Raw genomic sequence first — 18669 nt, 5'->3', positions numbered from 1 at the left:
TTATATAGAAGAAAACGGAAATGGTATTTCGCGATTTTCAAGATAAAAAATACTTAAAAAACCAACCGCACTTTTAACTCAAAAACTCCAATCCGAATTGATACAACTGATTTTTCTTATAGCCATAAAGCTCCGCTACAATAGCCGCTGCCTTCTTCAATGGCAATTCTTGACTAATCAATTCAAGGGCTTTTACCGCTTGCGGAGAAATTTCATCATTGTTTTCTTCTTGTGTTTTTCCCTCAACAATCAGCACCATTTCGCCTTTAGTGCGATTCGGATCTTCTTGTAACCAAACCAACAACTCCGCCAAATTATCACCATGAATGGTTTCCCAGGTTTTCGTAATTTCACGCGCCAGCACCACATAACGCTCGCCGCCAAACACGGTTTGCATATCCGCAAGGCTGTCTAAAATACGATGAGTCGATTCATAGAAAATCAAAGTGCGGTCTTCATTCTCCACGTTTTTTAGTTTGTCCAAGCGTGCTTTACTTTTTGCCGGCAAGAACCCCTCAAAGCAAAAACGGTCAGAAGCAATCCCCGAAGCACATAACGCGGTAATTGCCGCACAGGCGCCCGGCAACGGCACAACTTGAATTCCCGCTTGGCGGCATTGACGCACTAAATGAAATCCGGGATCGCTGATCAGTGGCGTGCCCGCATCAGAAATTAACGCAATATTCGTGCCTTGTGATAACTTCTCCACCAACGCGCCCGCTTTTTGTTGCTCATTATGATCGTGCAAAGCAAAAAACGGCTTTTTAATGCCGTAATGGCTTAACAATAGTCCACTGTGGCGAGTATCTTCCGCGGCAATTAAATCGACTTTTTCAAAGATTTCTAATGCCCGTTGAGTGATGTCCTGCAAATTACCAATCGGCGTAGCGACGATGTATAAAATTCCGTTTGAATTGCTCATTTCGTGTTTCTTTTATTTGCTTTTAGTGAGTGACATAAGTAAGATCGCCCCAATTGTTTCAACAAATGGAGTAATTATGCCTATTCTATTACAACGCATTAATTTTAAAAAAGGATTAATGCCTTTTTTCTTTACGCTGTTATTAGCGGGTTGTACTACCAGTTTTTTTGGTGGCAATACCGCTAACATGCTAAAAGAGGATGCGAATGCCAGTTCCGATTTTTATATGAACAAAATCGAGCAAACACAAAAAGTAGAAGAACAACAAACCTATAAATTGTTGGCAGCGCGTGTCTTGATAACTGAAAATAAAATCCCTCAAGCACAAGCCTTATTAAATGAATTAAAAGATCTCACCCCGGATCAACTTGTCGATAAATCTCTTATTGAGGCACATATCGCGGCAGTAAAAAACGATAATACCAGTGCAGCAAACGTATTAAAAAGCGTGAATTTAGCGCAACTAAGCCCATCTCAAACCGGTCGTTATTATGCTGTAAAAGCACGCATTGCAGAAAATAAAGCAGACATTATTGAAGCAGTAAAAGCTCGTATTCAAATGGATCAAGTGCTTAGCGATGTACAAAGAAAACAAGAAAATAACGACCGCACTTGGGCGTTATTACGCAGTGCAAATCGTGGCATCATCAATAACACACAAGATGAAGGCAACCTTGCTTTAGCCGGCTGGTTGGCATTAACCCGTGCGTATAACGACAATATCAATCAACCGACACAATTAAGCCAAGCATTACAAAACTGGAAAGCCTCTTATTCAAATCACACTGCAGCTTATCTATTCCCGACAGAGTTACAAGGTTTGTTTAATTTCCAACAAACTTCTTTAACCAAAGTGGCCTTACTTTTACCTTTAAGCGGTAATGGTCAAATTCTAGGCAACACGATCAAATCCGGTTTTGATGCGGCAAGAGGCGGTGACACCTCCGTTCAAGTAGAATTTTATGACACTGTGGCAACACCGGTGAATGACATCATTGCTCAAGCAAAACAAGCCGGTGCCCGTGCGATTATCGGTCCGTTATTGAAACAAAACGTTGATACTCTTCTCAACAATCCATCCGCACTTCAAGATCTAAGCGTGTTAACCTTAAATGCAACACAAAATGCCCGTGCAATCGGTCAAGTGTGCTATTACGGTCTATCTCCGGAAGATGAGGCGGAATCTGCAGCCAATAAAATGTGGGCAGACGGTATTCGTGAACCGATGGTTGCTGTACCACAAAATGATTTAGGACAACGCACCGCAACTGCATTTAACGTACGTTGGCAACAATTGGCTGGTACGGATGCAAATATCAAATACTACAATCAATCTGCAGATGTCGGCGTTGCATTACAAGGTCAAAATCTACAAGGATTATATGTTGTGGCTAAAAGTGATGAGTTGGCTGATTTAAAAACAGTTATTGATAACAGCGGTAGCAACATCAAATTGTATGCCAGCTCACGTAGCAACTCTTCCAATAACAGCACTGAATATCGTTTATTGATGAACGGATTACAATTCAGCGATATTCCGTTCTTTAAAGATACGGATTCCGCCCAATATCAAAAAATTGCCAACAATACGAATGGCGATTACTCTCTCATGCGTTTATACGCAATGGGCGCAGATGCTTGGTTGCTTATCAATCATTTCAATGAATTACGCCAAGTCCCCGGCTATCAAATTGACGGTTTAACCGGTAAATTAAGCGCCGGTCCAAACTGTAATATCGAACGCGATATGACTTGGTTCCAATACCAAAATGGTGGCATCCAAGTATTAAACTAAGTTGAACGTATGTTCTCTCTAAAACGTCAACAAGGGGCGAGATTTGAACACAAAGCTCGCCTCTTTTTAGAATCTCAAGGCTTAACTTTTCTTGCAGCCAATCAGAATTTCAAATGCGGTGAATTAGATCTCGTCATGTTAGATCAAGACACCATTGTGTTTGTAGAAGTACGCCAACGTAAAAATGATCATTTCGGTTCCGCCGTAGAAAGTGTTGATTGGAAAAAACAGCAACGTTGGATGGATGCGGCAACGCTTTGGTTAGCACAACGAAAGCAAAGCTTAGAAGATACGGATTGTCGTTTCGATTTGGTTGCTTTTGGTCATTCCGAGCATGACATTCAATGGATTCCTAACTTTCTTGATTGATGACTATGTTAAATAAACTCAATGCGTTATATGAAGAAAATATCAAAACGCATATTTACTCAAAAAGCTTGCTTAGCCCACAAATCGCTGAGGCCACACAGCTATTAATCAACAGTCTCTTACGCGGAAATAAAGTTATTGCTTGCGGCGAAGGTCGTTCTTACATTAACGCACAATGCTTGGTAGCAAATTTACTCAATCGCTATGAGTTAAAACGCCCAAGCTTTCCCTCCGTCCTATTAAGTTTAGATAGTGCGGTCGGTTCTACTTTCGTTTCCGACAATACCCTAGAAAAGCTTTATCAACACCAATTCAATGCCATTGCACAGCAAGGCGATATTTTGGTGGTCTTTGCGCTATTAGGCAATGAGAGCAATATTCTCAACATTATCACACATGCCGTGAACAAAGAGATCAATGTGATTGTCTTAACGGGAAACAGTAACGATCATATTCAAGGGATTTTAACGGAAAAGGATTTACATATTTCCGTACCAAGTTCAAAAGAAAGTCGAATTTTGGAAAATCATTTATTCATTATTAACAGCATTTGCGAACTAATTGATTTCAAACTATTCTCACATTCGTAACTTGACAGAAAGTAAGCGTTCAAGTCACACTAACGCTAATAATTAAACATAAAAAGGAGATGACTATGTTACCAAGTTCACTAAAAAAACTGGCATTCATTTTTGCTGGCGCCATGTTATTACAAGGATGTGTTGCCGCCGCTATTGGTGGAGTAGCCGTTGCCGGTGCCACCAAAGTCGCAACAGACCCAAGAACAGTAGGCACCCAAATTGATGATGAAACCTTAGAAGAAAGGGTAAAATCAGCTATCTATAAAGATCAGCAAATTAAATCCGAAGCGCGCATTAGTATCACCTCCTATAGCGGTCGAATTTTATTAACCGGTCAAGTACCTAACGATAATTTACGAGAAATCGCGACATCATTAGCCAAAGGCGTACAAAATGTAAATGATGTTTACAACGAAGTGCGCGTCGGACCAAAAGTAAGTTTTTCTCAAATCAGTAAAGATGCTTGGATTACGAGCCAAATCAAATCCAAAATGCTTGTAGATTCTAAAGTGAAAACCAGTGATGTGAAAGTTATCACCGAAAACAATGAAGTCTTCTTATTGGGTAACGTCACTCATGACCAAGGCAATGCCGCGGCAGAAATTGCCCGCAATGTTTCCGGTGTGACTAAAGTAGTGAAAGTCTTTAATTATTTGAATTAATACCTGAAAAGTGCGGTCAAAAATGACCGCACTTTTTCAACCAAACATGATTCAAACTAAAAGGGTTGAACATTTACGTTCAACCCTTTTTATATTATTCTGCCTCTCGCTCATGATCTTTTTTCAACATTTCTTCTTCGTTTAATTTCAATAAACGAGCAATCGCGTTGCGATAAGAAATTTCGAGAGTTTCACGACTGGTGGCAATTACGCCTTGATCAACCAAGAAACCATCATTCACGTCATAAACCCAACCATGCAGAGATAATTTCTTGCCGTTTTTCCACGCATTTTTCACAATGGAAGTGCGTCCCAAATTATATACCTGCTCCGCCACATTTAACTTAGTCAACATATCGGCACGGCGTTCCGGTGAAAGATTGCCAAGCAAATGACCATGTTTGAACCAAATATCTCGGATATGCAATAACCAGTTATTAATTAAGCCCAAATCTTTATCATTCATTGCAGCATGAATACCGCCACAATTTGTATGGCCACAAATAATGATGTGTTCAATATTCAGCACATCCACAGCATATTGCACCACAGAGAGGCAGTTAAAGTCCGTATGAATCACTTGGTTCGCCACGTTACGATGAACAAATAACTCTCCCGGCTCCAAGTTCGTCAATTTCTCTGCCGGTACACGACTATCTGAGCAACCAATCCATAAATAATGCGGCTGTTGATGCTCGGCCAATTCTTGAAAGTAAGTGGAGTTTTCCTCTTTCATTTGCGTTGCCCACGCATAATTGTTGGCAAACAAGGTTTCTATTTTTTTCATCGCTAATCCTCTTTCCTCAAAAATCAAAAGGTGCTCAGTATAGCCCAATTATTTTTTCGATAAAATTTCTTTTTATTATCCCCTCTTCTTCTATTCATGATTTAATTGTGCCTAAAATTCATAAAAAATGTGTAAGAAACCTCTAGCCACTTCGTCTAATAAATACAAAGGAATCGGCATTACACTCTTTTCAAGTTACTAAGGAGACCTTATGAAAAAATCAAAATTAGTCCTGATATTGACCGCACTTTTATCCTGTGCAGCAATCCCGACAAGTGTTATGGCAGAAAATCACGTTCAACCAACCATGGAGAAAAGCAACATGTCCGAAGCAACAAAAGATATCCACGAAATTTATTTAGCCGGTGGCTGTTTTTGGGGCATTGAAGCTTATATGGAGCGCATTTATGGCGTGGAAGATGCCGTGTCCGGCTATGCTAACGGCAAAGGTGACAAAACCAGTTATCAAATGATCGGTATTACGGATCACGCAGAAACGGTAAAAGTGACCTATGATCGCAATAAAATTTCGTTAGATAAATTACTGAAATATTATTTTCAGGTTATTGATCCGACCAGTGTCAACAAACAAGGTAATGACCGCGGCAGACAATATCGCACCGGTATTTATTATCAAGACGTCGCGGATAAAGCTGTGATTGAAAAAGAACTTGCCACACTGCAAGAAAAATACAAAAACAAAATTCAAATTGAAGTGGAACCGTTACGCAATTACGTATTAGCGGAAGACTATCATCAGGATTATTTAAAGAAAAACCCAAACGGCTATTGCCACATCGATTTGGAACAAGCCAATAACATCATTATCGACGAAAAAGATTACCCAAAACCAAGCGATGCGGAACTCAAAGCAAAATTAACCCTGCTGCAATATAGCGTGACACAAAACAAAAATACCGAACATTCTTTCAGCAATGAATATTGGGATAACTTCAAACCGGGTATTTATGTGGATGTCACCACCGGCGAACCACTGTTCTCCTCGAAAGATAAATTTGAGTCCGGTTGCGGTTGGCCGAGTTTTACCAAACCAATTGCCAAAGAGGTGGTAACTTATCAAGACGATCACAGCTTTAATATGCTCAGAACGGAAGTCATCAGCCGTAGCGGAAAAGCCCATTTAGGTCATGTGTTTGACGATGGCCCGAAAGATAAAGGCGGTTTACGCTATTGCATTAACAGTGCCTCCATCAAATTCATTCCATTGGAAAACATGGCAAAAGAAAACTATGGCTACCTGATTAATGCGGTGAAGGAGTAAAAGATGTTTGATCAGCAGTTATTAATCGGCACGGTTTTCCTTGCCGGTCTTGCCTCCTTTTTGTCGCCTTGTATCTTCCCCATTATTCCTATTTATTTTGGTATTTTGGCGAAAGGCGGCAGAAAGATTCTGAATACTTTCTTGTTTATTGCAGGCTTGTCCTTAACCTTTGTGAGCCTTGGATTTAGTTTCGGTTTTCTCGGCAATTTGTTCTTTAATGATAACGTCAGAATCATTGCCGGTATTATCGTCATTATTTTAGGGATTCACCAATTAGGTATTATCAAGTTGAATTTCTTAGAAAGAACCAAAGTGGTAGAAGTGAAAACCGAAGGCAAAAGTGCCTCCTTTGAAGCATTTTTCCTCGGATTGACATTTAGTCTTGGCTGGACACCTTGTATCGGTCCGATTTTAGCTTCCGTGTTGGCGCTTTCCGGCGACGAAGGATCTGCATTATACGGTGCGGCGATGATGATGGTTTATGTATTCGGCTTGGCGACGCCATTCGTGCTGTTCTCCTTGTTTTCCCAAGAACTGCTTAAACGTACCAAAGCACTGAATAAGCATTTAGGTAAATTCAAAATTGTCGGCGGATTATTAATTATCGTCATGGGCGTTTTACTCATTACCAATAACTTACAGTAAAAGGAAGTATCAACTATGAAAAAAATTATTGCATTATTATTAATGGCATTCAGCATAAATAGCTTTGCAGAAGGAGAAAACACATTGAAAGACGTTCAATTTAAGGACTTAAATAATAACGTGGTCACACTCGAAAAAGTTACTACCAAAGGTAAACCGGTTTACGTCAAAACATGGGCGTCTTGGTGTCCGATTTGTCTTGCCGGTTTGGCGGAAATTAACGAACTCAGTGCCGATCAAAACAAAAACTTTGATGTGATCACGATCGTTTCACCGGGAGCCAAAGGCGAAAAGGAAACCCAAGATTTTATTGAGTGGTACAAAGGGTTAGATTATAAAAACATCATTGTGTTGCTCGATGAAAGCGGCGAAGTCATTAAACGCGGAAAAGTACGCGGTTATCCGTCCAGTTTAGTATTGGATGCCAATTTTACCCTTCAAAAAACCTTACCGGGGCATTTAGGCACGGCACAAATTAAACAATTAATGGAAAATTAAATTCTCGCCCGATGAAAAAAGTTCGGTGAAAATTCACCGCACTTTTTTATTCTCTTGTCACTGCAAATTGTCTTTAAGACTGATTAAACCAGGCTACATAATCAAATTGATCGTAATATTTTTTGCCGTTCCAACCAGAGAATGCAAATAAATCGCCCACCTGATCATCTTGCTCAAAACCACGAATATAAAACGCCGATTTCAAGTGCGGATAAGGTTTATGGGTAAACACCACTTTATTTTTAAAGGGTAAGCGATCAAAGGCTTCAAGCTCTTCTTCAATCATACCTTGAGGGCTGTCTTTATCCGTCATCATGATAAATAAATTATCCAAATTGACACGTTTTAAACGGGTTTCCCATTTTTCTTGAGCCTCCTGCTCGCTGTGGTAATGCATAAAATGAATGGGAATGTCGTCCAACCAACCAATGGGATACGCTTTATCACTCGGCTTAAATACCAAGGTTTGCTGATGATAGTGAGGCATATTTTGTAAGTAACGAATAAAATCCCGCGGTTTAATAAATAAATTCACAAAAGGCGAATTAAAAGGTTCATTTAAATCGTGCAAAATAAACGCGCCGACACAATTACTCGACAGCACAGACATCCCGTGATTTTGTAATCGAGCTCTTAATTCGCGATTAATAGATCGTCTGTAATATTTATTGATTGCACTTATGATTTTTGAAAATAAAAACATGATGAATTCTCTGACAACAAAAAAGTGCGGTGAATTTCTACCGCACTTTTCACTTAAACTAATATCCTTTTTGATACACCAATTCCGCTAATTTCACACCAAGTAGCGCAATATCAAAGCGTTGCTCATCGGCAACCAACCAAAATTGCATGCCGTTTTCGAGTGCGGTTAAGCCGCCAATATGCAATTTAGGCGCTTCACCTGCTTCAGCTTCCCCGTTTGTGACCGGTGTCAATGCAGACGCTTCACGATAATCTACAAGCTCATTGGCTTGCCATGCTTGAAGCTGTGCTTGCGCATCAAATTCATACTCCGAACGCAACGTCACCATTTGCGCCATGCCATAAAATACCGGCACGTGCACTTGATGAAAAATCACATTCGATAATTGAGGAAAGATTTTCTCCACTTGTGCCGCAAGACTTGCAGGCGATTTCGGAGACGGGAACACGTCAAACGCCAAGCGTTGTTGTTCTTCGTCTAATGGGATACCGTTTAACAACTGCGCGGTTTGCCCAGCTAGTTTATTCACGGTATCACTGTCAATATAAGATGCCGGTAATAAGGATGTTACCAGCACCTGAGAAAGCGTATTTTCGCGGGCAAATTGTGACACAGAGAAAACAAATTGAGTGACTTGCGGATCTGGTAACGAAACAATGTTACGTTGTAATACAACTAACTGTTCATCATTAATACTTGGCACAATCAGCGGCACATCATTTAACGAAGCACACACACCTTTCAAATCAATCACGACACAACCGGCTTGTGCTGCTTTAGCCATATGCGCGGCATGCGTTACATCGCCGGCAAAGAAAACATAATTGAAATCTGACCATTCCGTTTCGTCTAATGGACGTTGTTCGACACTTTTATTATTAAACCGAATGCCTTGTTCTTCACTGAAAGGGAAAAGCTCAACGACGGACAATTTCTCAATTTCTAAACAACTCTGCTCTAACGCCTCCGCCAACTTCTCGCATAAATCAAATTCCGCGACAAGGGCAACATTTAAACTTGTACTCATTTTTTTCTCCGCAGTAAAATAAACGGGCTACATTTTACTGAATTATCATGAGGAAATACAATGACACCGGCGATTGACTTACTGAAAAAACACAAGGTGCCTTTCACGTTACATCACTACGATCACGATCCTGACAATACGCATTTTGGCGATGAAGCCGCTGAAAAATTAGGCATCAATCCCGACCAATCTTTCAAAACCTTATTGGTGGCAGAAAACGGTGATCAGAAAAAGCTCGCTTGTTTCGTCTTACCGACCAGCCACATGTTAAGTTTGAAAAAAGCCGCGAAAGCCTTAGGGGTGAAAAAAGTAGAGATGGCAGACAAAGATGCAGCACAAAAAAGTACGGGTTATTTAGTGGGGGGCATCAGCCCATTAGGTCAAAAGAAACGAGTAAGCACGGTCATTGAACATTCTGCCTTAAACTTTGATCAGATTTACGTTTCCGGCGGCAAACGTGGCTTAAGCGTGGAACTCGCACCGCAAGATTTGGCGAAGATCTTAAATGCACAATTTGTGGACATTGTGGATGAAGGATAAAAGTGCGGTCGATTTTCAGGGCGTTTTTTAATGTCTACCCTCAATTTGCCCCAAAATACCACCGCACTTTTAGCGCATTTATAGCACTAGCTGCTTATTATGAAACTGTTGCAACGTGCAACGATGACCGACACTAAGAATAATCATGTTTGGGAAGCGGCTGCGGATGATTTTATACAGCAATTCTTCCGTCGGTTCGTCCAGTGCTGATGTGGTTTCGTCTAAAAAAATCACATCGGGTTGCATCAGAAGAATGCGAATAAACGCCACCCGTTGCAATTCCCCCGGAGACAAAATTGCCTGCCAGTCGTTGGATTCGTTAAGAGACGGAATGTATTTGCTCAAACGGCACTGCTCCATAGCCAACTCCAATTCACCACGTTTAGGCTCAATATTCGGATAGCAAATCGCTTCGCGCAACGTGCCCTGCGGCATATACGGGCGTTGTGGCAGAAACAGACTGTTGCTACATGGACGCTCTACCCGACCTTCCGTATCAAACGGATAAATCCCCGCAATAGCTTTGAGTAACGAGGTTTTTCCTGCGCCAGAGGGGCCTTGAATGAGCAAAGCATCGCCATTTTGTAAATCCACGTTCAGATCCTTCAACAAGACTTTTCCGTTGCCGTCTTTGATCCCGAAATGATGCAATGACACCCGATGAGAACACTCCACCGGTTGATGAATGTCCGTGCCGTCCAATTCGTCTAATTTGGTAAAAAAACCATACAAACGATTGAGACGCGCTTGATACAACGTGAATTCTTCATAGAACAAACGGAAGAAAGACAACGCCCGCATAAGACGATTAAAGGCTTGCACCGTTTGGTGCATATCGCCTAATTTCACCTGTCCAGCAAAGAAACGTGGCGCTTGCAACATGAGCGGTAGAATCATGGCAATTTGCGTCACGCCGGTATTAAACCCGTCCAACCCCAACATACGGCGCACAATTACCCAACGGTTGTGAATGATAGCGTGAAATTTCGCTTGTAAATTTGACCGCTCTTTTGTTTCACCACCGTAAAACGCAATACTTTCTGCATTATCACGCACGCGAATCAAGGAATAACGGTAATCCCCGTTCAATCGTTCTTTATCAAAATTCAATTTAATCAGCGGATGTCCAATCCAAACGGAAAGTGCGGTGGCGACGATGATAAAAATATAAATAAAGAACACCACGCCTTTCGGAATCGGCACGCCGAGCAACACCAATATCCCTGACAAGCCCCACAGAATAATCGTAAATTCAATGGTGGACATCACGGAATTAATCAAGCCTTGCAACATGGTAACCGTACCGCTAATAAATTCACGGGCATCTTGTTCGATACGTTGATCGATGTTATCCGGCAATTCTTTTTCGTATTTCAGGCGATAATAATTTTTATGGCGCAACCAACGCACCAGCATTTCATTATTGAGTTTTTCTAACCAACGAATTTCAAACAGCTGGCGTACAAAATAATTGATAATGGAATGGACAATTTTGAACATCACCAACAAGGCATTAAGCCCGGCAAAAAACCAAAAGGCATCGGCTTTTTGTTCTTGTAACGAGGTATAAAGCCCGTTATAGAAAAAAGAATTCAGCACGCTGATTCGCACTTCCAGCAAAATCAAGGTCAGCAATAATAAAAGCAAAGCGATAATTTTGTATGCCGATGAGGTTTGCACACAAGGTTGTGTAATCAGCCAAAAACGTTGCCCGAAGTCTGTTCGTTTAAGCGCCAATGCCAATACTGCCAACACCGCCGACACGCCGAAAAGTGCGGTCAAAATCCAAGAGAAACTATTATTAACTTCTGTTTGCCAATCCATTTGAATATCCAAAAAGAAAGGGCGTTAAACGCCCTTTAGGGATGAATGTATTTAATTAGAATTCCACTTTGGTATTAAAGATAAACTCACGTCCATACCCCAACGCCACCGGAATCAGCGTGTTTGTTGCATTACCTGAAGTAGATGGGAAATAGGTTTTATCCGTTAAGTTTTTACCGTTAAGTTGGAATGACACTTTCTTGCCGGAGATTTTGGTGTCGTAGGCAATAAAGGCATCATACACTACAGCGTGTGGAATTTTATACGATTTCGCGTAGTTATTTGTATAGGCATACCAAGATCCCAAATAACGAGCGCCACCGCCAACACGGATATTGCCGAAATCAAATTCGCCCACATTATAAGCCAAGAATAAGGAGGCTTGATGTTTCGGCACGCCGGAAAGCTGTTGATTCACCGCGTCAGGGTATCTTTCATTTTCTAAGGATTTCACTTTGGTGTAAGTATAGTTCGCCGCCACGCTCAACTGAGCGGTAAGCTGACCGTTTAAGTCAAATTCCACACCGCGGGAACGTTGTTTGCCGACGATATTTAATTCGGCATTGGCTCCACTACCCACCGCTTCTGCCACATGACGTTTATTGATGTTAAATAACGAAACCGTTGCATTAAAACCAGCATTTTCATATTTGGCACCAATTTCAATGGATTTGCCTTGTTCCGGTTTCAAATCGCCGTTCACAGGAGTTGCAACGCTCATTTGCGGACGGAAGGATTCAGAGTAATTAGCAAAAGTGGCAAAATCAGGCGTAAATTTATATACCGCACCTAATTGATAAAGCAACTTACCATCGTGCTGATCCGTATTACCGGTCTTCGTTACGTTTTGTCCTTTTGACACATCACAATTTGCTGCATTTAAACAATGGCGGCCGGCAAATTGGTCAAAATATTCATAACGCAAACCGCCGGTCATAATAAAGCGATCAGTGAAATAAGCCGTATCTTGAACGTAAACACCAACAGTTTTTAAATAGTTATATTGGTAAGCATTGCCATTGCCGTTTTTCTTCTGCGCAACAGGATTGGTGTAGTTTGGATGATCAATATTAATATCGGAATTCATGATGCCTTGGTTATAAATCGGACCAATATCACGAATATTACGCATCACATCCACACCGGCGACAAAACGGTTAGCAATCTCACCAATACCGAATTCACCCACGATATTTAATGTGCCACTATGCACGCGTTGATCGCCTTGTTGTTGCTCAATGGCTCGGCGTACATGGCGTGCTTTTAATTCCGGAGAGGTGATCACGCCCTTTTTATTTTTAACCGCAGGGATCGGTGTGTCTGCAACATTAATATTCGAAATACGCGCTTGATTATAGAAATATTCATAACGGGCATAGTTATAACCGGCGTTTAACTTCCAGTTATCGTTAAGTTTATGCTCAACTTTAAAATCAATGTTATCGGTTTTTGCCGTGGTTTCATTATTCGGTTCGTCTAAACGACGGGAGACCGGAATATTCGGCAGAGAATTTGTCGCCGTTAATAAATTCGTCCCACGATCAAACGGCTCAAGAATGTCTTTATGCTCATACGCCACGAAGACTTTGGTGGTGTCATTTTCCCAAGAAAGAGAAGGCGCGTAAGTGGTGTTTTTAATTTTGCCAAAGTTACGCCAATAGTTCTTTTCTTGTTTGTCATAAATAAAACGATAAGCAAAGCCGTTGCCTAAGCCACCGGTAAAATCCACTTGTGTTCCCCACAAACTATGATTTCCCAATGTGCCGCCCACTACATATTTTGGTGTTTGTTGCGGTTTTTTGGTAATGATATTGACGACACCGCCCGGATCTTGAATACCATAAAGCACAGAGGCCGGGCCTTTTAAGACTTCGACGGTTTCCGTGGTGGCACTAAAGTTCTTGGCAGGGCCGGCTTGCAAGCCGTTACGCATAATCGAATTATCACGATTGCCGCCGAAACCGCGTTTTTGAATGGAATCGAACATGCCGCCTAAGGTATTGGCTTGACTAACGCCACTCACATTGTAAAGCGCATCAATTAAGGATTCGGGTTTGCGATCTTTTAATAATTGGGTGGAAAGAATATTGACCGTGTTCGGTGTATCCAGCACAGGCACCTCGGCTTTTGAGACCACAGAGGTCCCGGTGGTTTGATAACCGTTTTGCTTAATGCCGGTATCTTCAACAGTGATTTGTTCAAGATTTTCCGCTTTTTCTTCCGCATAAGCCAACATGGATACCGCCGTTAAAAGTGCGGTGGAAATCACGCTTAATTTAAATTTCATAACATTACCTTTTCGAGTCAAAAAACGGCGACAGTATAGCTGAAAAGTTTTAGCTGAAAAAGAGAATTATTCTCTTTTAAATACACTAAAAAAACATCTCAAAAAATAACCGCACTTTAGATGAAAAAAGCCTGCTACAACGGTAACAGGCTTCTTTTTATTTCAATTTTTCTAAACGTGCTAACAAGACTTCATCCGGCAAACGCTGAATTTTTCGGAGACGATAAATTAATAAAATCGCAGCTAAAGTTAAACTCACAATAAAGGCAATCCAGAACCCTTTTGCCGCAATGCCACCTGTAATGATCCAATCGGTGCGTGCCAATGCGTAACCAAGCGGCATCCCCACCACCCAATAACAAAATAATGTGATGTATAAAATGGCTTTGGTATCTTTATAACCACGCAATACGCCACCGATAATCACTTGCACCGTGTCAGAAAATTGGTATAGCGAGGCAATTAATAATAAGGTGCCTGCCATGGCAATCACTTCAATGTCTTTCACAAAAATGGCAGCAATATGCTCACGTAAAATTACCGTTAACAATGCAGTGACTATCGCAACTGATAATCCGACCGCCAACGCAGAATAAGACACCAGTTTTGCCCCATGTGGCGATTTTTCACCTAAACGTTGCCCTACTAAGATCGTAGTAGCCATGCCAATCGACATAGGCAACATGAAGACAAACGAACTGGTGTTTAAGGCAATTTGGTGGCTCGCCACAACATCAGCACCAAGTGGTGATAGAAATAATGAAGTCAATGCAAATAATGCCACTTCACAACACAGCGCCATGGCGATAGGAAATCCAAGTTTCAGCAACTTGCTCAATGTACGCACATTCGGACGTTCGATAATCTTATCGAAGACCTTTAAATCACGTTGATTTCTCGCGCGCATACAATAGGTCAACATGAGAAGACACATCATCCAGTTCACGATTGCCGTCGCAATACCACAGCCCACCGCCCCAAATGCCGGAATACCGAGTTTGCCGTAAATGAAAATATAGTTAAGGGAAATGTTGAACATTAAACCGAGGAAAGCAATCATCATGGCAGGCTTGGTTTTGGCAATGCCGTCATTTAAACAACGAAAATTAATCATTAATAAATAACCCGGCAAGCCCCAAATCATGGCGTGTAAATAGCCGCTTGTGATCTCCGCCAAACGTGGTTCCATATCCATGTTTTGCAGGACAACATCACTGTGATAAATCAATAAGCCGAGGGGAATGCAGCTAAAGAACACAATCCAGATGCCTTGGCGTACCTGATGAGCAATCCGTTTACGCTGACCGGAGCCATTCAAATAGGAAATGGTCGGAGGCAAGGCGAGTAACAACCCGTGTCCGAATAACACCAACGGCAACCAAATGGAGGCACCCACGGAAATAGCTGCCATGTCTGCTGCGCTCACGCGCCCCGCCATAATGGTATCCACCATCCCCATGGAATTTTGCGCAATTTGTGCAAGCAAAATCGGTATAGCGATAGCAATTAATTTTTTGGCTTCAATATGATATTCTTTGACGAAGTTTAGATTCATAAATAAATAGATTTCGAGGTCATTATGTTTACAGGCATTGTGCAAGGCACCGCACAAATTAAGGCTATTACAGAAGGGACTAATTTTAGAACACACGTGGTGGAAATGCCACAAGAAATGCTGAAAGGATTACAAATCGGTGCGTCCGTTGCACACAATGGCGTGTGTTTAACCGTCACCAAAATCCAAGATAATTTGGTCAGTTTCGACTTAATGCAAGAAACCTTGAAAATCACTAATTTAGGCAAATTAAAGACTGGCGATTTCGTCAATATCGAACGCGCCATGCAAATGGGCACAGAAATCGGCGGGCATATATTATCCGGCCATGTGTATTGCACCGCGGACATCGTTGAACGCCTTCCATCTGAAAACAACCTGCAAATTTGGTTCCAACTGCCGAATCAAGACATGATGAAATATGTGTTAACCAAGGGCTTTATTGCCGTGGATGGCATCAGTTTAACCATTGGTGAAGTTCACGAACAACGTTTCTGCGTCAACCTGATTCCGGAAACCATTCATCGTACGCTAATTGGCAAGAAAGAGGTCGGTGAAAAAGTCAATATTGAAATCGATCCGCAAACACAAGCTATCGTGGATACGGTGGAACGTTATTTGGCGCAGAAAGAAGCCTAAAAGTGCGGTGTTTTTTTACGGCGTTTTTTATCAGAATTTATTAGCTAAAACGCCCATTTTGCTTTAGAATCAGCCATCAAATTTTTCAACGAGATTATTATGTCAATTACATTATCAACAAAACAAAAACAATATTTAAAAAGCCTTGCCCACCATTTAAGCCCGGTCGTCATGCTCGGTGGCAATGGTTTAACGGAAGGCGTGTTGGCAGAAATTGATTTGTCGCTTAATCATCACGAATTGATTAAAGTGAAAATCAACGGTTCTGATCGCGAAACCAAACAATTGATTATTGATGCTATCGTGCGTGAAACCGGCGCTGCGGAAGTACAAACTATCGGTCATGTATTAGTGTTGTATCGCCCAAGTGAAGAAAATAAAATTCAACTTCCGCGTAAATAAGACAAAACGCAAACATAAAAAAGGCAGTTATTTAACTGCCTTTTTTGTTATTGATAGCGAAAAAAGTTACACATACTCTACTTCAATAATTTCAAATTCAACCACGCCACCCGGTGTGGTGATATTGACGACATCGTCCACTTCTTTACCCACCAAACCACGAGCAATCGGCGAATTCACAGAAATCAACCCGTTTTTAATGTCGGCTTCATCATCGCCCACAATACGATAAGTCACTTCTTCATCTGTATTGGTATTAAATAACACCACCGTTGCGCCAAAGATCACTTTCCCATTATTAGGAATTTTGGTGACATCAATGACTTGGCTGTTACCGAGTTTACCTTCAATTTCTTGAATACGCCCTTCACAGAAACCTTGTTGTTCACGCGCTGCATGATATTCCGCATTCTCTTTTAAGTCGCCATGTTCACGTGCTTCTGCAATGGCTTTGATAATTTCCGGGCGACGTTCATTCTTCAAATAATCCAGTTCTTCACGCAATAATTGCGCGCCACGAACGGTCATTGGAATTTGTTGCATTCTTCTTTTCCCTAAATTTAAACAAAAGAAAAACCGTGGAATCCCAAGGATTCCACAGCATAAATTAATCCGTTATAGAGGGAGAAAAGCATTTACTCCCGCGTATTCGCGTACTATTATTGTTCGCCTGAAAAAAAATAGCAACCTCAAGTCTAAATTATGTGTCAGTTTTACTCATTTCGTATGTTCAAAAAAATCTGTTTTCTCCTTGGCTTAACAGCAACCACTTCGACTTTTGCCAATGTTGATGTAAACAATTACCTCGACAAACTACCTGAGGGTGCAAATTTGGCTTTTATCGCCAAAAACATTAATCAAAATAAGATTGTCGCCGACTACCAAGGGCAAACCTTCATGTTACCCGCCAGTACACAAAAAGTATTCACCGCGTTGGCGGCAAAATTAGCGCTCGGCGATTCATTTAAATTTCAGACCGCACTTTTAACCAACGGAAAAGTGCAAAATGGTCAACTCAACGGCGACTTAATCGTACGTTTCACAGGAGACCCTGATCTCACCAGCGGACAATTATTCAACTTATTCGCAGAATTAAAAAAACAAAACATCAATAAAATTACCGGCAATCTGATTTTGGATACCTCTGTGTTTACCGGTCATGATCGCGGTTTAGGTTGGATTTGGAACGATCTGACCATGTGTTTTAACTCCCCTCCAGCTGCGGTAAACATTGATAATAACTGCTTCTATGTAGATATTGATGCAAACCTGCCGGAAGGACAACAAGTCAAATTTAACGTGCCGTCACAATACCCAATTCAAGTGTTCGGACAGGTCTATGTAGCTGGTAAAGAGGAAGTCGGCTATTGTCAATTAGATGCGGTGGTACACGACAATAACCGCTATCAAGTGAAAGGTTGTTTAGCGCGCCAAGCCAAGCCTTTTGGATTGAGTTTTGCCGTACAAGATCCTGATGCTTACGCTGCGGCGATTATTCAACGTCAGCTAAAACGCCTGAACATTGAATTTAACGGTCAAGTGCAACAGCCCTATCGCCAACAGCAAGGACAAGTTCTAGCGCAGCACCTTTCTAAACCACTGCCTGAACTCATCAAAAAAATGATGAAAAAATCCGATAACCAAATTGCCGATGCCTTATTCCGTACTATCGCTTATCATAAATATAAACGCCCGGCATCGTTCCAATTGGGTACATTAGCCATGAAAAGCGTGTTATCACAGGTAGGCATTAAATTTGGCAACAGTATTATTGCTGACGGTTCCGGGCTTTCCCGCCATAATTTAGTCGCTCCACAAACCATGTTGCAGGTATTGGATTACATCGCCAAAAATGAAGACAAATTACATTTGCTGGACACCTTCCCGATTGCCGGTGTGGACGGCACCTTGAGCGGACGTGGTTCCTTAATCAATCCGCCGTTAATAAAAAATGTGATAGCCAAAACCGGGGCGTTAAAAGGCGTGTATAACTTGGCAGGCTACCTCACCAACGCGCGAGGGGAAAAAGTGGCATTCGTACAATTCATCAATGGATATTCTACCGGCGATTTAGAAAGCAAAACCAAACGTGCACCGCTAGTGCAATTTGAAAGCGGCGTGTATAACGCGCTCTATCAAGATTAATGT

The 18669-nt window shown here is 41.5% G+C and carries 19 protein-coding genes; 11 read left to right on the top strand and 8 right to left on the bottom strand.

Annotated elements, in window-relative coordinates:
- Positions 1-73: 73 nt before the first annotated feature.
- Positions 74-922, bottom strand: coding sequence for a 16S rRNA (cytidine(1402)-2'-O)-methyltransferase (gene rsmI / locus DQN58_RS06660; RefSeq protein WP_006717986.1), 849 nt, complete (start codon positions 920-922; stop codon positions 74-76).
- Positions 923-998: 76 nt separating this feature from the next.
- Here rsmI and DQN58_RS06655 point away from each other — a divergent pair, with 76 nt between their 5' ends.
- The 4 genes from DQN58_RS06655 to dolP all read left to right on the top strand — a co-directional run bounded on the left by DQN58_RS06655 (position 999) and on the right by dolP (position 4329).
- Entirely contained in the window at positions 999-2717 is a 1719-nt protein-coding gene (locus DQN58_RS06655) for a penicillin-binding protein activator (RefSeq protein ID WP_006717985.1), read from the top strand.
- A 9-nt stretch (positions 2718-2726) separates the two neighbouring features.
- Positions 2727-3086: a YraN family protein gene (locus tag DQN58_RS06650; protein WP_006717984.1), complete on the top strand. Its 360-nt coding sequence runs from the start codon at positions 2727-2729 to the stop codon at positions 3084-3086.
- 5 nt (positions 3087-3091) lie between these two features.
- Entirely contained in the window at positions 3092-3676 is a 585-nt protein-coding gene (locus DQN58_RS06645) for a D-sedoheptulose-7-phosphate isomerase (RefSeq protein WP_032997851.1), read from the top strand.
- 65 nt (positions 3677-3741) lie between these two features.
- Positions 3742-4329, top strand: coding sequence for a division/outer membrane stress-associated lipid-binding lipoprotein (gene dolP, locus DQN58_RS06640; RefSeq protein WP_032997848.1), 588 nt, complete (start codon positions 3742-3744; stop codon positions 4327-4329).
- Between the two features lie 94 nt (positions 4330-4423).
- Here the strand turns inward: dolP and can are convergent, their stop codons facing one another.
- A complete protein-coding gene (can, locus tag DQN58_RS06635; RefSeq protein ID WP_032997846.1) occupies positions 4424-5116 on the bottom strand; it encodes a carbonate dehydratase in 693 nt (230 codons plus the stop codon).
- 211 nt (positions 5117-5327) lie between these two features.
- On the opposite strand from can, the gene msrB reads away from it, so the two are divergent.
- Genes msrB through DQN58_RS06620 form a run of 3 tightly spaced genes read left to right on the top strand, consistent with a single transcriptional unit; the run spans position 5328 to position 7541 of the window.
- Positions 5328-6398, top strand: coding sequence for a peptide-methionine (R)-S-oxide reductase MsrB (gene msrB, locus DQN58_RS06630; RefSeq protein ID WP_006717980.1), 1071 nt, complete (start codon positions 5328-5330; stop codon positions 6396-6398).
- Positions 6399-6401: 3 nt separating this feature from the next.
- Positions 6402-7043: a cytochrome c biogenesis protein CcdA gene (locus tag DQN58_RS06625; protein WP_006717977.1), complete on the top strand. Its 642-nt coding sequence runs from the start codon at positions 6402-6404 to the stop codon at positions 7041-7043.
- Between the two features lie 15 nt (positions 7044-7058).
- Complete coding sequence (locus DQN58_RS06620) at positions 7059-7541, top strand: redoxin family protein (RefSeq protein WP_006717975.1); 483 nt, start codon at positions 7059-7061, stop codon at positions 7539-7541.
- A 73-nt stretch (positions 7542-7614) separates the two neighbouring features.
- Here the strand turns inward: DQN58_RS06620 and DQN58_RS06615 are convergent, their stop codons facing one another.
- Positions 7615-8244: a DUF1919 domain-containing protein gene (locus DQN58_RS06615; RefSeq protein WP_006717973.1), complete on the bottom strand. Its 630-nt coding sequence runs from the start codon at positions 8242-8244 to the stop codon at positions 7615-7617.
- A 58-nt stretch (positions 8245-8302) separates the two neighbouring features.
- A complete protein-coding gene (locus tag DQN58_RS06610) occupies positions 8303-9274 on the bottom strand; it encodes an oxidoreductase (RefSeq protein WP_006717972.1) in 972 nt (323 codons plus the stop codon).
- Positions 9275-9334: 60 nt separating this feature from the next.
- On the opposite strand from DQN58_RS06610, the gene ybaK reads away from it, so the two are divergent.
- The gene (gene ybaK / locus DQN58_RS06605; protein WP_006717969.1) at positions 9335-9814 is read left to right on the top strand and encodes a Cys-tRNA(Pro) deacylase; all 480 of its coding nucleotides are present in this window, start codon (positions 9335-9337) and stop codon (positions 9812-9814) included.
- A gap of 78 nt (positions 9815-9892) precedes the next feature.
- Here the strand turns inward: ybaK and DQN58_RS06600 are convergent, their stop codons facing one another.
- The 3 genes from DQN58_RS06600 to DQN58_RS06590 form a co-directional block, all read right to left on the bottom strand.
- A complete protein-coding gene (locus DQN58_RS06600) occupies positions 9893-11638 on the bottom strand; it encodes an ABC transporter ATP-binding protein/permease (protein ID WP_006717967.1) in 1746 nt (581 codons plus the stop codon).
- Positions 11639-11693: 55 nt separating this feature from the next.
- A complete protein-coding gene (locus tag DQN58_RS06595; protein WP_006717965.1) occupies positions 11694-13925 on the bottom strand; it encodes a TonB-dependent siderophore receptor in 2232 nt (743 codons plus the stop codon).
- A 157-nt stretch (positions 13926-14082) separates the two neighbouring features.
- The gene (locus DQN58_RS06590) at positions 14083-15480 is read right to left on the bottom strand and encodes an MATE family efflux transporter (RefSeq protein WP_006717963.1); all 1398 of its coding nucleotides are present in this window, start codon (positions 15478-15480) and stop codon (positions 14083-14085) included.
- 24 nt (positions 15481-15504) lie between these two features.
- On the opposite strand from DQN58_RS06590, the gene DQN58_RS06585 reads away from it, so the two are divergent.
- On the top strand, positions 15505-16119 hold the full coding sequence (locus tag DQN58_RS06585; protein WP_006717961.1) for a riboflavin synthase: 615 nt from the start codon (positions 15505-15507) through the stop codon (positions 16117-16119).
- 99 nt (positions 16120-16218) lie between these two features.
- Positions 16219-16521, top strand: a complete 303-nt coding sequence (gene yhbY / locus DQN58_RS06580) for a ribosome assembly RNA-binding protein YhbY (RefSeq protein ID WP_006717959.1) — start codon at positions 16219-16221, stop codon at positions 16519-16521.
- A 66-nt stretch (positions 16522-16587) separates the two neighbouring features.
- Here yhbY and greA read toward each other — a convergent pair whose 3' ends face one another.
- Complete coding sequence (greA, locus tag DQN58_RS06575) at positions 16588-17064, bottom strand: transcription elongation factor GreA (RefSeq protein WP_006717958.1); 477 nt, start codon at positions 17062-17064, stop codon at positions 16588-16590.
- Positions 17065-17247: 183 nt separating this feature from the next.
- On the opposite strand from greA, the gene dacB reads away from it, so the two are divergent.
- Positions 17248-18666, top strand: a complete 1419-nt coding sequence (gene dacB, locus DQN58_RS06570) for a serine-type D-Ala-D-Ala carboxypeptidase (RefSeq protein WP_006717956.1) — start codon at positions 17248-17250, stop codon at positions 18664-18666.
- Positions 18667-18669 lie beyond the last annotated feature (3 nt).

The sequence above is a fragment of the Aggregatibacter segnis ATCC 33393 genome, from assembly GCF_900476035.1.
Classification (GTDB): domain Bacteria; phylum Pseudomonadota; class Gammaproteobacteria; order Enterobacterales; family Pasteurellaceae; genus Aggregatibacter; species Aggregatibacter segnis.
This window is presented reverse-complemented; position numbering and strand designations above follow the sequence as displayed.